The organism is Burkholderia territorii (assembly GCF_001718335.1).
Classification (GTDB): domain Bacteria; phylum Pseudomonadota; class Gammaproteobacteria; order Burkholderiales; family Burkholderiaceae; genus Burkholderia; species Burkholderia territorii.
Genome location: NZ_CP013365.1, coordinates 1,383,041 through 1,397,275, shown reverse-complemented (window position 1 = coordinate 1,397,275; position 14,235 = coordinate 1,383,041). Strand labels below are relative to the sequence as shown.

The window sequence follows — 14,235 nt, the reverse complement described above, 5'->3', positions numbered from 1 at the left end:
TCGCCGGCGGGCGTCATGCGCGCCGTGTGATTCGAATCCGTTCGAAGCGGCCTGCGAGCACGTGCACGGCTTTGTCGACGAGCTTCGCGTGCGCGCTATCGATCAGGAATCCTCGATGAAAGCGCGCCGCAAGCACGTTGGCCGTCACGCGCACGTTGCCGTGATCGGCCGATGCCGCGAGCACGAGCAAGTCTGGCTCGTAGCGATCGCCGCTGTCACGATGTTTGCGCAGTCAGAAGTAGCCGAGTCGGCATCCGTCACGTCTACACGCGCTGCGCGATCGCGCCTGCGGCACGGCTGATTTCAAGCGCGCTCGGCCGACGCATGATGCAACCGGGTATGGGAATCGCAGCGATATCGGTCTAACATCAAGCGGCGATCGATTGATTCAAGACTTGAATGATTGAACTGAACCAGCTTCGCTGCTTCGTCGCCGTGGCCGAGGAACTGCATTTCGGCCGTGCGGCCAAGCGGCTCTTCATGACTCAGCCGCCGCTCAGCCGCCAAATTCAGTTGCTCGAGCATGCGCTCGGCATCGCGCTGCTGGAACGCAGCAGCCGGCAGGTCAGGCTGACCGCGGCCGGCGAGCGCTTCTTGCGCGATGCGCGGCACATCCTCGAGTTTTCCGCGCGCGCCGAGCAGGCCGCGCAGCGCGTCGCGCACGGCAGGGCCGGCCGCATCACGCTCGGCTTCACGGCCGTCAGCGCGTACCGGATGATTCCGGAACTGCTCGCACATGCGGCACACGCGCTGCCGGACGTCGACGTCGAACTGCGTGAAATGGTGTCGACCGTGCAGATCGACGCGCTGGCGTCGCGCATGCTCGATGCGGGCTTCGTGCGCCAGCGCGCGGCGCGTCATCCGCTCGAATACCGGCTCGTGCAGCGAGAGCCGATGCTCGTCGCGGTCGCGCAGGGCACGCCGCTGGCAGCGTACGAGCGGATCGGCCCGGACGAGCTCGACCGGCAGCCGTTCATCGCATATTCGCCGAACGAGGGCAAGTATTTCCACGACATGATCTCGGGGATGTTCGCCAGCGCGGGCCGCTTGCCGAACTACCTGCATTACGTCGGGCAGACGCACACGATCCTCGGCCTGGTGCGCGCCGGGCTCGGTGCCGCGCTGGTACCGGCTTCGGCGCGCGAGCTGCATGTCGACGGCGTTGAGTTCCGGCCGCTCGCGGGTGTGGACGTCGCGGCGGAGCTGTATCTCGCGTGGCGCGCGGACAACGACAATCCGGCGCTGCCGGTATTCAACGCGATGGTCGGGCAGTTTCTGACGGAAGGGGCGGACAGCGGCGTCGTTTAGGCGAGGAAGTCGGTAAATCATCGGTCCGGACGCGCCGTGAAAGTACGGATCGGCGGCTCGATGCATCATGCGCTCGGCCGCCCGCATACCGGGTTTCGACGACAAGCAATCCTGACCGGGCACGACGAAGCGCGGCGTCGGCAACATCCTTACTGTTCGGAAAGCTGACGCACCGCGCACGCTTTCGATCGCGAAAGGGCAACGCATCGCGCCGGCCGCTTGACGCTGCATGCCGGTCGGCGCACGATACGTGCGTGCATTTGGAGCGGGGCGCGCTGGCCGCGCGTTCCCGCATCGGCGACGCACAGAAGAACAACGATGAGCCTTCACGCACTCGTACCGGAATCCCGGCGCCGCAGCCACCGGCCCGCCGGAATCGCGATCTTCCCGACGCCCGTCGCGTCACGTATCCGTCATCCCGTTTCGTACCGTGCATCGGTACACTTTCCCGTTCACGCGCCAGCCGCGACGATGAGTGCCGATCGGCGCCGCCGCGTCGCGCGCCAGCCTGCCGCACCCGAATACCGCATCGCGCACGACGCTTACACCGGCGTCTCGTGACGCCGCCACGCGATCGCACATCGCACCGTCGACCGCCCGCGCGCGGCGGCACCGGAGTCCGAAGCATTTCGATTGAGCATGACGCAGCTTACGCACGCAGTTCAGTTCGAGGTTCAAGGAGAAAAACTCATGTCGCAGCTTTCGAATGAAGCAAACGGCAGTTCGGGGAATGGCAAGGCAAAACTGATCAAATGGGCGATCATCATCGCCGGTGTGGCGATCGCGGCACCGGCCGCGCTGTTCATCCTGAAGGGGATGATCGCGCTGATCACGGCGGCCGTGATCGGCCTCGGGGCGATCTATTTCGCGCCGGTCGTCGCGATGAAGTTCGCGAACCAGAAGGTGAAGATGATCGTCGAGGAAGCGCAGGCGAATCCGGTCGAGACGCTCATCAACCAGCTCGCGGAAAAGCGCCAGGCCGCGCAGAAATTCGCGGACAGCATCACCGCGTTTCGCACCGAAGTGAAGAACTTCGGCGACAAGACCGAACTGTTCGAGAAGCAGTATCCGGATGACGCGCCACGCTTTCGCGCGCAGCTCGACACGATGAAGCAGCTGCTCGCGTTTCGCGAAAGCCGCTACAAGCAGGTGCAGGCGGAACTGAAGAATTTCGCGGCCGCGATCGATCGCGCGAAGGCGATGTGGGACATGTCGCAGGCGGCGCAGCACATGAACAAGCTCGCCGGCCGGCAGACGGCCGATACGTTCGAGCAGATCAAGACCGACGTGGCCGTCGATTCGGTGATGCGCTCGGTGAACAAGGCATTCTCCGAAATGGAGACGTCGCTGCTGGACAACCCCGAGGTCAAGCAGGCGCAACAGCAGGCGGTGATCAACGGCACGCCCGTGCCCGGCCCCGATGCGGCACAGGCCGCTGCATTGCCGTCGAAACAACAATAACTTCCCGCAGGCACGCAACCATGAAAAAACTTCTCGGTGCAGTCGTGTTTCTGGTGGTGCTCGTCGGCGTATGGATCGTCCATCAGGGCGGCTTGTCGACATTGATTCCCGCGCACGATGCGGCGCCCGGCGCGACGTCCGCGCAGGCAGGCGACACGGGCCAGCCCCCGCAGCCGACGACGTCCGGCAATGTGCTGCCGGCCGGCTTCACGCCGCAAGCGAGCACGCTGAAGTCGATCGCTGAAAACGGCGTCGTGCGCATCTCGGTGCAGAACCCGAGCGAACCGTTCTTCGGCGAGGACAAGGGCGCGCCGCACGGCTTCAACGTCGAATTCGCGCGGCTGCTGTTCTCGGATCCGTCGTTCTCGCACGGCGGCAAGCCGGTCGTCGTCGATACGCGCCACGAAGTCGATACGTATCCGGGCGTGCCGAAGCAACTGCTCGATACCGATGCGAAGGGCAACCATGTGGTCGACGTCGCGATGGACGGGCTGACGTTCCCGGACAACACGCCGGCAGGCGTCGTCTACTCGGTGCCTTACGTCGACGATTTCGGCTATTCGCTGATCGTGCGGCAAGGCTCCGCGATCCGCTCGGCCGACGATCTGGCCGGCAAGACGATCGGCATCCTGAAAGGCGACCCGGACGTGCGCGCGTTCGTCACGCGCCAGTATCCGAACGTGCGGTTCGTCGAGATCGACGATTCCGACCCGGCGTTCATCGCGAAGAGCCTCGACGGCCATGTGGTCGACGCGTTCGTCTACGACTACCCGTTCGCGGTCAGCTCGATCAAGGGCACCGACCTGAAGTTTGCGGTAACCAAGCTCGACGGCTCGAACATCGCATACAAGATCGGCGTGCGTGCCGACGACCAGGACCTGCTGATCTACCTGAACGCCGCGATCGCGAAGCTCAAGCAGTCGCCGCAGTATCTGGACCTGCTGCGCAAATACTTCGTCAGCGACCAGACGATGACGACCGCGGCCGCGTCGGGCGAGAAGACGTACGTGGTGAAGGCGGGCGACACGCTGAACATGATCGCGGCGAGCAAGCTCGGCAGCGGCCAGCGCTATCTCGAGATCCAGCGCCGCAACAACCTCGCGAATCCGAACCTGATCCTGGCTGGCCAGCATCTCGTGATTCCGGTGCGGTAGGCGCGTCGTGAAGGGAAGCAGGTGAAGCGAAGAGGGTGAAGCGGGGAAGGTGAAGCACGGCGCGCGGCACGGCGGATCGTTTTCGCCGTACCGCGCGCCGTTTTACATCAGTGGGTGATCGACAGGAACAGGTAGGCCGCGAACAGCGACAGATGCACGACACCGTGCAGCACCGTCGTGCGTCCCTGGCTGAGCGTCAGCGTGCTGACCAGCAGCGTCAGCGACAGCAGCACGGTTTCCATCGCGCCGATGCCGAGCGTAAGCGGCTGGCCGACCCAGATGAACACAGCCGCGACGGTCGGGATCGTGAGCCCGATGCTCGCGAGCGCAGAACCGAGCGCGAGGTTCATGCTGGTCTGCAGCCGATTCGCGCGCGCCGCCGTGACGGCCGCGAGCCCTTCGGGCAGCAGCACGAGCGCGGCGATCACGATGCCGACCGCGGCTTCGGGTGCGCCGAGCTGCATCACCGCATGCTCGACGGCCGGCGACAGCAGTTTCGCGAGCAGCACGACCGCGACGAGGCTCGCGAACAGCAGCACGAGGCTGATCAGCGCGGTGCGGCCGCTCGGCGGCGCCGCGTGCACCGACTCGTTCGCGCTGTCGTGCTCGGTGAGGAAGTAGTCGCGATGGCGCACGGTCTGCACGAATACGAATGCGCCGTACAGCACGAGCGACGATACGCCGGCGAACGCAAGCTGCGATTTCGAAAAGAACGGGCCGGGCGCCGCGTTCAGGTAGTTCGGCATCACGAGCGACAGCACCGACAGCGACGCGAGCACCGCGAGTGCCTTGCTCGCGCCGCGCCCCTGGAAATCCTGCTCGCCGTGCTTCCACGCGCCCACCAGCAGGCAGAGGCCGACGATGCCGTTGCAGATGATCATCACGGCGGCGAACACGGTGTCGCGCGCGAGGCCGGATTTCTCCGGGCCTGCGCCGAGCATCACCGACACGATCAGCGCGACCTCGATGACGGTCACGGCCACCGCGAGCACGAGCGTGCCGAACGGCTCGCCGACGCGGTGCGCGACGACTTCGGCATGGTGGACCGCGGCGAACACGGCGCCGGCGAGCGCGGCGGCGAACACGGCGATGACGAGGCCTTCGGCCGGCACGACGCGCGACAGCGCGAGTACCAGCCATGCGGCAAGCGGGGCCCAGAGGGTCCAGCGCGGGAGCTGGTTGGACGAGAGCGGCATGGACGGTTTCCTATGCGAGTGGCGGCGCGCGACGCGCCGTCACGGGTTGACGAAGCCCGGCCGGATGATCCGCCGAACGAGGACGATGAAGCTGATGCACGGCAGCACGGAACCGTGCTGCCCGGGGTTCGCCACCGTGAGGCGGCGAGGGGCGCGGGCGCGGCCCGTCGCTGGATGAAACGGTTCGATGTGACCGAATGCCGAAGGCGGGGCGCCGGCAAGTGACGTCAGGCGCGCCGGCAGGGATGAACCGACCCCGAAAGGCCAAGGACGGCGGACGGCAACGGCGTGACACGCGCTTTCCCCTCGAAATCCGGCGAATTGTCGAATTTTATCAGGCGTTCGGGGGGCACTATCTCATATTCGAACGCTTTCATTGACCTTTCGGTTTACAAAAAGTGCCCCAAGCCCTGAAATTTTTTGTTTTTACGGATTTCGTAACGGTTTCTTGCACGACAAATTCGGGCTCGCCCTGACATAAATCTACCGACCGGTCGGTTTATAATCGCTCGCACTTCCATTTCATGACGGATCGCAAGCGATGGCTGTTTCTTCTGCACACTCGGTGAATTCGGGCGCCCTGGCGCCGTCGGCGGTCGTCGGCGTGATCGGCGCCGGCGCGATGGGCGCCGGTATCGCGCAGGTCGCAGCGGCGGCCGGCCATGCGGTGCTGCTGTACGACCTGAACGAAGCCGCGTGCGACAAGGCGCTTGCCGGCATCCGCGCGCAGTTCGCGCGGCTCGCGGAGAAGGGCCGTCTCGAGCCGGCGCAGGCCGACGCAGCCGGCAGCCGCATTCGCGCGGTGCGCGAGCTGGCCGAGCTCGCCGGCGCGGCGTTGATCGTCGAGGCGGCGGCCGAGCGGCTCGACGTAAAGCGCGAGATTTTCGCGACGCTCGAGCGCCATGTCGACGATCGCTGCATGCTGGCGACCAACACGTCGTCGATCTCGATCACGTCCATCGCGGCCGGGCTGCGCGCGCCGCAGCGCGTGGCCGGCCTGCACTTCTTCAACCCGGCGCCGCTGATGGCGCTCGTCGAGGTGGTCAGCGGGCTCGCGACCGCGCCGGAAGTCGCGCAGGCGCTGTACGACACGGCTGTCGCGTGGGGCAAGCGGCCGGTGATGGCGAAATCGACGCCCGGCTTCATCGTGAACCGCGTCGCGCGGCCGTATTACGCGGAGGCGCTGCGCGTGCTCAACGAGCAGGGCGGCACGCCGGCCTCGATCGATGCGGTGATGCGCGAAGCCGGCGGCTTCCGGATGGGGCCGTTCGAGCTGATGGACCTGATCGGCCACGACGTGAACTTCGCGGTGACCGAGTCGGTGTTTCGCGCGTACTTCAACGACCCGCGCTACACGCCGTCGCTGATCCAGCAGGAACTCGTGAACGCAGGCTTCCTCGGACGCAAGGCGGGGCGCGGCTTCTATTCCTATGCCGACGGCGCGGCGCCGCCCGTGCCCGAGCTGGAAGCGCCGCGCGACGCGCCGGCCGACGTCACGCTGTTCGCGCAGGACGGCCCGGCCGCCGCGCTGCATGCACGTGTCGCCGAACGCGTCGCGGGCGCGCGGCAGAACGGCGCGCATGCCGACGAACTGCTGGCCGTGGCCGGGCGCGCGTCGATCGCGCTGACCGACGGCCGCACCGCGACCGCGCGCGCGGCGCAAACGGGCGTGGCCGAGCTCGTGCTCGTCGACCTCGCGCGCGATTACGCGCAAGCGGGGCTCGTCGCGCTGACGCGCGCGCTTCAGTGCAGCGATGCCGCCTATGCGGACGCGGTCGGGCTGTTCCAGCAGGCGGGTTTCCGCGTCGTCGGCCTTGCCGACGTGCCGGGCATGATCGCGATGCGCACCGTCGCGATGCTCGCGAACGAGGCGGCTGACACGGTGAACCAGGGCGTGTGCTCGCCCGCCGATCTCGATCTCGCGATGGAGAAGGGCGTGAACTACCCGTGCGGCCCGCTCGCGTGGGCCGATGCGATCGGCATCGGCCGCGTGCATCGCGTGCTGTCGAATCTCGCGGCCAGCTACGGCGAGGACCGCTATCGCGTGTCGCCGCGCATCGCCGCGCTGCACGAGGCCGGCCGCACGTTCCGTTAGCCGCCGGCACGCTAACACTGATCACGATAACGACATCACTCCATTGGAGGAGCACCCCGATGACTCACCCGACGCATCCCGCCGCCGCCCTCGAGCCGATCGAGACCGCCAGCCACGACGAACTTCAGGCGCTGCAGCTCGAGCGCCTGAAGTGGTCGCTGCGCCACGCGTACGACAACGTTGCGCACTATCGCCGCACGTTCGACGCGGCGGGCGTGCATCCCGACGACCTGAAGACGCTCGCCGATCTCGCGAAATTCCCGTTCTCGACCAAGAACGACCTGCGCGACAACTATCCGTTCGGGCTGTTCGCGGTGCCGCGCGAGCAGGTCGTGCGCGTGCACGCGTCGAGCGGCACGACCGGCAAGCCGACCGTGGTCGGCTACACCGCGCGCGACATCGATACCTGGGCGAACGTGACCGCGCGCTCGATCCGCGCGGCCGGCGGCCGCCCGGGCGACACGCTGCACAACGCGTTCGGCTACGGGCTCTTCACGGGCGGCCTCGGGATTCACTACGGCGCGGAGCGGCTCGGCTGCATGGTCGTGCCGATGTCGGGCGGGCAGACCGAGAAGCAGGTGCAACTGATTCGCGATTTCGAGCCGAAGATCATCCTCGTCACGCCGTCGTACATGCTGAACCTGATCGACGAGATGGTGCGGCAGGGCATGGACCCGGCCGAGTCGTCGCTGAAGATCGGCATCTTCGGCGCGGAGCCTTGGACGCAGGCGTTGCGCGAGGAAGTGGAAACGCGCGCGGGCATCGACGCGCTCGACATCTACGGGCTGTCGGAAGTGATGGGCCCGGGCGTCGCATGCGAATGCGTGGAGACGAAGGACGGACCGGTGATCTGGGAAGACCACTTTTATCCGGAGATCATCGATCCCGTGACCGGCGAAGTGCTGCCGGACGGCAGCGAGGGCGAGCTCGTGTTCACGTCGCTGACGAAGGAAGCGATGCCGGTGATCCGCTATCGCACGCGCGACCTCACCGCGCTGCTGCCGCCGACCGCGCGCGCGATGCGGCGCCTGGCGAAGATCACGGGCCGCTCGGACGACATGCTGATCGTGCGCGGCGTGAACGTGTTCCCGAGCCAGATCGAGGAAATCGTCGTCGCGCAGTCGAAGCTGTCGGGGCAGTTCCAGATCACGCTTTCGCGCGACGGCCACATGGACCGGCTCGACCTCGCGGTCGAGTTGCGCTCCGAAGCCGCCGCGAGCGTTGCCAACGGCGATCGCACGGCGATCGCGCGCGAGCTGCAACACCGGATCAAGACGATGATCGGCGTGTCGGCGGGCGTGACGGTGCTCGCCGCGGGCGGCATTCCCGCGAGCGCGACCGGCAAGGCCCGGCGCGTGATCGACCGCCGGCAGGCCGCCTGAGTTTGACCGTTCCCCGTTCTACCCCGAGCTACCCCGAGGAAACCTGTTCGATGGATGGATTGAAGACCCTGGCCGTCGCCGTCGATGCGCGCGGCATCGCGACCGTCGCGCTGCAGCGCGGCGACGTGCTCAACGCGTTCGACGAGACGATGATCGCCGAGCTGACCGACGCATTCACGACGCTTGGCGGCCGCGACGACGTGCGCGCGATCGTGCTGCGCTCGGACGGCCGCGCGTTCTGCGCGGGCGCCGACCTGCAGTGGATGCAGCGCGCGAGCGCGAACGACGCGGCCGCGAACCTGCGCGACGCCGAGCGGTTCGCCGCGATGATGCGCGCGATCCGGCAGTGCCCGAAGCCGACGGTCGCGCGCGTTCAGGGCCACGCGTTCGGCGGCGGCGTCGGCCTGTGCGCGGCCTGCGACATCGTGATCGCCAGCGATCACGCGCGCTTCTCGGTCAGCGAGGCCCGTTTCGGGATCCTGCCGGCGGTGATCGGCCCGTATCTGGTCGAGGCGGTCGGCCAGCGCCAGGCGCGCCGGCTCGCGCTGACCGCGACGCAGATCGCGGCCGGCGAAGCCGTCGCGATCGGGCTGATCCATCAGGCCGTGCCGGCCGACGCACTCGACGCGGCGCTCGACAAGACGCTCGCCGAGCTGAGCCGCAATGGCCCGAACGCGCTGATGGAGATCAAGCGCTTTTTCGATGCGATCGGCGAATATCCGCCGTCGAACGAACGCGCGGCATTCACCGCGCAGACGATTTCCCGCGTGCGGGCGACGCCGGAAGCGAAGGAGGGCTTCGCCGCGTTCTTCGCGAAGCGGCCGCCGGCTTGGGAACCGGCCGCCGAATAAGCGTGTCGCGCGGCTCGCCGGGCCCGGGGCGCGATTTGCGTCGCGGGCGCGCACGCTTGCTCTACAATGCGTGACCCCCGGCGCGCCGCCGGCCGAGCCCTGACCGCTTCTTCGCTTCCGATGATCGTCAACCGCCTTATCTCCGAGATCCTGTTCGGCTTCACCGGCCTGATCGGCATCATCAACCCGATCGGCATCGCGTTCCTGTTTCTCGAGCGCACCGAAGCGCTGACCGAACACGAGCGGAACCTGCTCGCGAAGAAGGTGGCGTTCAACGCGTTCGTCGTGTTGCTGGTCGCGTTCTTCGCCGGCACGCCTGTGCTGCATTTCTTCGGGATTTCGATGGAAGCGCTGCGGATCGGCGGCGGCTTCGCGGTCGCCGTCGCGGGCTGGCAGATGCTGAACGAACCCGACGGGCCGGCGGGCGGCGGCGATACGCCGATCCAGCCGATCAATGCGAACGCGATCATGACGCGCGCGTTCTTTCCGCTGACCGTGCCGCTGACGGTCGGCCCCGGCTCGATCGCCACCGCGATCGCGCTGAACGCGAACCGCACGCACAAGCTGTCGGAGTTCATGCTGTCGAGCATCGTGTCGATCGCGGTTTCCGCGCTCGTCGCGGTCGTGATCTGGCTGACCTACAGCCGCGCCGCGCTGCTTTCCCGCTATCTCGGCACCGAAGGCACCAAGGTCGCGAAGCGCGTGTCGGCGTTCCTGCTGCTGTGCATCGGCGTGCAGATCATGCTGACCGGCTTCTCCGAATTCCTGCAACCGCTCGCCGACCAGATTAAATAAGCGGCTCCCGCGCCGCATGCGCTGACGGGCATCGACCGCGTTCGGGCAAGCGAGGCCGGCCCGATGCCGGCGCCGTGAGCGACGATCAGCGCGCCACGGCGAGCATCGGGTACGTGAACAGCCCGAAGTGGATCGCGTTCAGCCCCGCATGCGCGAGCGCGGACGCGAGCAACCCGCCGCGCCGCCACGCGAGGCCATAGCCGATGCCGGCCACCGTGCCGAGCACGATCCAGGGCCAGCCGGCGGCCGCGTGCGCGGCGCCGAACAGCACTGCGCCGATTGCAAGCGCGGCCCATGGCCCCCAGCCGAAGCGGCCGAGCACGCGCGTGAGCCCACCCTGCACGTAACCGCGGAACAGCGCTTCCTCGGCGAGCGTGACGAGCAGCACGTTGTTGACGAGCCACATCCAGCCCGATGCCGGCCATTTCGGCGCCCAGCCGACCATCCCGAACGCGAGCGCGCCGGCCAGGCAGGCCGCCGCCGTCGCGACGGCCGCCACCGCGCCGGTGCGCAGCGCGCGCATCGGCGGGACGTCCGGCGCGACCCACGGCAGCACCCACAGCAGCCACAGGCCGACGAGCGGCTTGTCGAAATTCAGGTACATCGTGAACGGCACGGCATCGGGCGTGAAACGCGTCGGCTCGATCACACGCGGATTGTGGAAGCCGGGGATCAGGTGCAGGCTCAGCGCGATCGCGAGCGCGGCGAACACGGCGTGCGCGGCGATCCGCACCGCGAACGGACGGCCCGGCGCGACGCCCCAGGCAGCGGCCACGAGCAGCGCGAGCGGCGCGAGCACGATCGGCTCGAGCTTGCCGAACGCCAGCGCAGCGGCGTAGCCGAGCGCGGCAACGGCGATGCTCAGGCCATGCAGCGGGCGCTGCCACGCGAATGCGGCGGCGGCGAACAGCGCGAGCCAGATCGTGGCACAGGGAACAAGCGAGAGAGACATGGGGCGATGCAGGGTCGGACGAAACGCCGCGCATCATACCCCAGCGGCCGTGACATGCCGCGGTGCGGGCGGTCAGTGGCCGGCGATTTCGGTGACGCCGTCGCGGGTCGGAATGTCGACGCTGTTGCGCTCGCGCATGCGCCGCCGGTACCAGAAGGTCCACAGCAGCAGCGTGCCGAACACCGTGTAGCCCATGATCGGCGACACGACCAGCACGCGCTCGACGGGCCACGTGACGACCATCCACAGGCGCAGCAGCATCTCGAGCGTCATGCTCGCACCCCAGACGAAGGTCATCAGCCGCAGCATCTGGCGCAGCCCCGGCTGCTCGGCCCAGACCGTCTCGAAACGCGCGGCGCCGCCGGCCATTTCGCGGGCCACCGTCGCGCGCGCAAGATAGTAGATCAGCGGACGGTCGCGGAACAACGACAGCAGGAACACGACGCCGATCGTGCCGGACGCGAGCGATTCGCGCATCAGCAGCGTGCGCGCGCTGCCGCCGAGCGCCATGCCGGCGATCGACAGCGCGATGCCGAGCAGCACGATGGCGGCCACCGCATCGATGCGGCGGGAGCGGATGAATTCGACGATGGACCAGACGATGGGCGGAATCGCCGACGCATACAGCGCGCCGGTTTCGCCGAAATACGGATGCGCGACCCGATATGCGACCCAGGGCAGCAGCAGGTTGACGACGAGTTCGAGGATCAGGCCGGCTCGTGGTTTCACGGAAGCGGGCGCGCGGGCGGCGCGCGGGGCGGTGATGTCGCTTCGAGTATATCGAAGTCCGACCCCGCGCGCCGCACCCGGTGCCGTTGTGCGCGCACCGAAAACGGGCGGGAACACGTAGCGGCCGCGACCGGGCTGCGCGGCGCGGTTCGGCGCCGCGGCCGTCCGGCACGCGGCGGGCATCGGCCGGTCGTCGGTCCGTCAGGCGGTCGCCGGCTGGACGATGATCTTCACGTTGCGGTCCTTGTGGTTGACCAGTTCCTCGAAGCCGTGCGTGACGATGTCGCCGAGGCTGATGCGCCCGGTGATCAGCGGACGCACGTCGATGCGGCCGTCCGCGATGAAGCGGATCACGTCCGCGAATTCGCCGTTGTACGCGAGCGAGCCGATCACTTCCTTCTCGGTCGACACGATGTCGAAGAAGTTGAACGGCGTCGGCTCCTCGAAGATGCCGACCATCACCGACTTGCCGGCCTTGCGGATCACGTCGATCGCAAGCTGCGCGGTGGCCGTGTGCCCGATGCACTCGAACGACACGTCCGCGCCGTAGCCGCCCGTCAGCGCCCTGACTTCCGCGATCGCGTCGGACGCCTTCGGATCGATCACGACCGTCGCGCCCACTTCCAGCGCCTTCTGCTTGCGCGCGGCCGACATTTCCAGCGCGATCACGCGTCCGGCGCCCGCGGCCTTCGCGCACATGATCGTGCACAGGCCGATCGTGCCCGCGCCGACCACGACGACCGTCTGCCCGACGATGTTGCCGGCCTTCTTCACCGCGTGCAGCCCGACCGCGAGCGGCTCGATCAACGCGCCGGCCTCGGTCGGGAAGTCGTCGGGCAGCTTGTACAGCAGCTCGGCCGGCACGTTGACGAATTCGGCGAACGCGCCGTTGTTCATCAGCCCGGTAAACGCGAGGTTCTCGCAGATGTTGTACAGCCCGTGCCGGCAATACCAGCAGGTTCCGCAATGCTGGCACGCGTCGGCCGTCACGCGCTCGCCAAGCGCGAAGCCCGTCACGCCGGCGCCGAGCGCCGCGATTTCGCCGCTGAACTCATGGCCGAGGATGCACTGGCCCTTCAGGCCCGTCAGCGGATGCGGTGCGTCGACCGGGATGAACACGGGGCCGGCGACGTACTCGTGCAGGTCGGAGCCGCAGATGCCGCACCAGTGCACGCGGATCTGGACCCACCCTGCCGGCGGGTGTGCCGGAACGGGTACTTCCTCGACGCGGATGTCGTTGCGGCCATGCCAGACGGCGGCCTTCATGCTGGGGGCGGTGTTCGGTACCGGTGTACTCACGTTGCTGTCTCCGTCAGGTTGTCGTCGGACGCGGCGGGGGCCGAGGCGTCCGTCGCGCGATTGCGCGAGCGACCGATATGCAGGAACGGGGCCAGCCGGAACGAGCGGCCGCAGGGCGACGGAGCCGGCGCGGCGGTGTGCGGTGCGGCACGGCGGATTGCGCCCGCATCAGGGCATGCCGAGCGAATCGCGCAGGAAATTTGCTGCGCTTGCGACGGGCCGGGCGGGTGAGACGCCGCGACATTCGTCTCAGCCGTTTGAGACGAAACGCGAGACACGTGGCGGGGCACAGGCGTCGCCGCCACGACGGTCTTCCGGGCTCATTGTGCCGACGAGCGAAACGCATTGTTGCGCGCGCTGCCCCTTTACTTGAAGTTAACTTCAATTTGTATCATCTGCCGCATTGTCCGATCGCCTGCGTGCGTGACGGCGAGACCGGCGTCGCAGGAGCGAATCGAACGGCGTTGCTGCACGAACAGCCAAGCGCGGCGTGGCCCGTTTCAATCTTCATGGAATATCGTCAAGCATGCCGAACTTCATCGAAAGCCTGATATGCGAGTACGTGCAGTACCACATGCTGGTCGCCGACGAGCAGGAAGCGAAGCCGCTGCCGGCAGACGTCGGCATGGCGCAGCCGTCGAAACGCGCTGATCGCGCGCCGGCTGCGGAGCCTGTCGTACAGGGCGTTTCACCGTTGCGGCCGCAACTGTTCGTTTCGGTTCTGGAAGCGGGCGACGACGCCTTGCTGGTGCGCTGGAGCGAAAGCGGGCGCTGCCATTACGGTGAGCAACGCTGGCGCTTGCGTGTCGCGTCGCAGGCGGGCCGCTGCGCGATCTCGGGGCAGGCGATCGAGCCGGGCGAACCGGTGTACCGGCCGGTGCGGCGGCCGGTGCCCGTCAACGGCGACGAGATGATTCACCCCGCGTCGGTGCGACCCGCGGCCGGCGCCGCGCGTCACGTTGCACCATCCTTCGGCGAGGCGGCGGAGCCGGTCGACGCGCTGGGCTGAGCGC

15 protein-coding genes are annotated in these 14,235 nt (G+C 67.7%); 8 read left to right on the top strand and 7 right to left on the bottom strand.

Annotation, left to right across the window (positions count from 1 at the left end; genetic code table 11):
• Positions 1-13: 13 nt before the first annotated feature.
• Positions 14-190, bottom strand: a complete 177-nt coding sequence (locus WS51_RS31955; RefSeq protein WP_155753289.1) for a hypothetical protein — start codon at positions 188-190, stop codon at positions 14-16.
• Positions 191-399: 209 nt separating this feature from the next.
• On the opposite strand from WS51_RS31955, the gene WS51_RS06180 reads away from it, so the two are divergent.
• Positions 400-1,308, top strand: a complete 909-nt coding sequence (locus tag WS51_RS06180) for a LysR family transcriptional regulator (RefSeq protein ID WP_059507564.1) — start codon at positions 400-402, stop codon at positions 1,306-1,308.
• Positions 1,309-1,710: 402 nt separating this feature from the next.
• On the opposite strand, the gene WS51_RS31950 is transcribed toward WS51_RS06180, so the two are convergent.
• A complete protein-coding gene (locus WS51_RS31950) occupies positions 1,711-1,986 on the bottom strand; it encodes a hypothetical protein (protein ID WP_059451187.1) in 276 nt (91 codons plus the stop codon).
• 12 nt (positions 1,987-1,998) lie between these two features.
• On the opposite strand from WS51_RS31950, the gene WS51_RS06175 reads away from it, so the two are divergent.
• Together WS51_RS06175 and WS51_RS06170 are read left to right on the top strand one after the other, a co-directional pair.
• Positions 1,999-2,769 (top strand): hypothetical protein, encoded by a 771-nt coding sequence (locus WS51_RS06175; RefSeq protein WP_059507563.1) that lies wholly within the window; start codon positions 1,999-2,001, stop codon positions 2,767-2,769.
• A gap of 20 nt (positions 2,770-2,789) precedes the next feature.
• Positions 2,790-3,923 (top strand): transporter substrate-binding and LysM peptidoglycan-binding domain-containing protein, encoded by a 1,134-nt coding sequence (locus tag WS51_RS06170; RefSeq protein WP_069228797.1) that lies wholly within the window; start codon positions 2,790-2,792, stop codon positions 3,921-3,923.
• A 107-nt stretch (positions 3,924-4,030) separates the two neighbouring features.
• On the opposite strand, the gene WS51_RS06165 is transcribed toward WS51_RS06170, so the two are convergent.
• Entirely contained in the window at positions 4,031-5,119 is a 1,089-nt protein-coding gene (locus tag WS51_RS06165) for a calcium:cation antiporter (RefSeq protein WP_059507561.1), read from the bottom strand.
• A 227-nt stretch (positions 5,120-5,346) separates the two neighbouring features.
• Positions 5,347-5,496, bottom strand: a complete 150-nt coding sequence (locus WS51_RS31945; protein ID WP_155623728.1) for a hypothetical protein — start codon at positions 5,494-5,496, stop codon at positions 5,347-5,349.
• Positions 5,497-5,660: 164 nt separating this feature from the next.
• On the opposite strand from WS51_RS31945, the gene WS51_RS06160 reads away from it, so the two are divergent.
• From WS51_RS06160 to WS51_RS06145, 4 genes are all read left to right on the top strand, one after another.
• On the top strand, positions 5,661-7,214 hold the full coding sequence (locus WS51_RS06160) for a 3-hydroxyacyl-CoA dehydrogenase (RefSeq protein ID WP_069228796.1): 1,554 nt from the start codon (positions 5,661-5,663) through the stop codon (positions 7,212-7,214).
• 59 nt (positions 7,215-7,273) lie between these two features.
• A complete protein-coding gene (gene paaK / locus WS51_RS06155; RefSeq protein WP_069228795.1) occupies positions 7,274-8,596 on the top strand; it encodes a phenylacetate--CoA ligase PaaK in 1,323 nt (440 codons plus the stop codon).
• A 50-nt stretch (positions 8,597-8,646) separates the two neighbouring features.
• A complete protein-coding gene (locus WS51_RS06150) occupies positions 8,647-9,447 on the top strand; it encodes an enoyl-CoA hydratase-related protein (protein WP_069228794.1) in 801 nt (266 codons plus the stop codon).
• Positions 9,448-9,567: 120 nt separating this feature from the next.
• A complete protein-coding gene (locus WS51_RS06145; RefSeq protein WP_059451194.1) occupies positions 9,568-10,242 on the top strand; it encodes a MarC family protein in 675 nt (224 codons plus the stop codon).
• An 85-nt stretch (positions 10,243-10,327) separates the two neighbouring features.
• Here the strand turns inward: WS51_RS06145 and WS51_RS06140 are convergent, their stop codons facing one another.
• The 3 genes from WS51_RS06140 to WS51_RS06130 all read right to left on the bottom strand — a co-directional run bounded on the left by WS51_RS06140 (position 10,328) and on the right by WS51_RS06130 (position 13,189).
• Positions 10,328-11,194, bottom strand: a complete 867-nt coding sequence (locus WS51_RS06140; protein WP_069228793.1) for a CPBP family intramembrane glutamic endopeptidase — start codon at positions 11,192-11,194, stop codon at positions 10,328-10,330.
• 72 nt (positions 11,195-11,266) lie between these two features.
• Entirely contained in the window at positions 11,267-11,923 is a 657-nt protein-coding gene (locus WS51_RS06135; protein ID WP_069228792.1) for a VC0807 family protein, read from the bottom strand.
• 201 nt (positions 11,924-12,124) lie between these two features.
• The gene (locus tag WS51_RS06130; protein WP_069228791.1) at positions 12,125-13,189 is read right to left on the bottom strand and encodes a 2,3-butanediol dehydrogenase; all 1,065 of its coding nucleotides are present in this window, start codon (positions 13,187-13,189) and stop codon (positions 12,125-12,127) included.
• Positions 13,190-13,748: 559 nt separating this feature from the next.
• Between WS51_RS06130 and WS51_RS06125 the strand changes: the two genes are divergently transcribed.
• Entirely contained in the window at positions 13,749-14,231 is a 483-nt protein-coding gene (locus WS51_RS06125) for a DUF3331 domain-containing protein (protein ID WP_069228790.1), read from the top strand.
• The last annotated feature ends 4 nt before the right edge of the window (positions 14,232-14,235 follow it).

Bases quoted from the DNA above. Each gene is read 5' to 3' on its own strand.
- WS51_RS06150 (WP_069228794.1), top strand. From the start codon at position 8,647: ATGGATGGATTGAAGACCCTGGCCGTCGCCGTCGATGCGCGCGGCATC.
- WS51_RS06125 (WP_069228790.1), top strand. From the start codon at position 13,749: ATGCCGAACTTCATCGAAAGCCTGATATGCGAGTACGTGCAGTACCAC.
- WS51_RS31945 (WP_155623728.1), bottom strand. From the start codon at position 5,496: ATGAAAGCGTTCGAATATGAGATAGTGCCCCCCGAACGCCTGATAAAA.
- WS51_RS06165 (WP_059507561.1), bottom strand. From the start codon at position 5,119: ATGCCGCTCTCGTCCAACCAGCTCCCGCGCTGGACCCTCTGGGCCCCG.
- WS51_RS06170 (WP_069228797.1), top strand. From the start codon at position 2,790: ATGAAAAAACTTCTCGGTGCAGTCGTGTTTCTGGTGGTGCTCGTCGGC.
- paaK (WP_069228795.1), top strand. From the start codon at position 7,274: ATGACTCACCCGACGCATCCCGCCGCCGCCCTCGAGCCGATCGAGACC.
- WS51_RS06140 (WP_069228793.1), bottom strand. From the start codon at position 11,194: ATGTCTCTCTCGCTTGTTCCCTGTGCCACGATCTGGCTCGCGCTGTTC.
- WS51_RS06160 (WP_069228796.1), top strand. From the start codon at position 5,661: ATGGCTGTTTCTTCTGCACACTCGGTGAATTCGGGCGCCCTGGCGCCG.
- WS51_RS06145 (WP_059451194.1), top strand. From the start codon at position 9,568: ATGATCGTCAACCGCCTTATCTCCGAGATCCTGTTCGGCTTCACCGGC.
- WS51_RS06180 (WP_059507564.1), top strand. From the start codon at position 400: ATGATTGAACTGAACCAGCTTCGCTGCTTCGTCGCCGTGGCCGAGGAA.
- WS51_RS06175 (WP_059507563.1), top strand. From the start codon at position 1,999: ATGTCGCAGCTTTCGAATGAAGCAAACGGCAGTTCGGGGAATGGCAAG.
- WS51_RS06130 (WP_069228791.1), bottom strand. From the start codon at position 13,189: ATGAAGGCCGCCGTCTGGCATGGCCGCAACGACATCCGCGTCGAGGAA.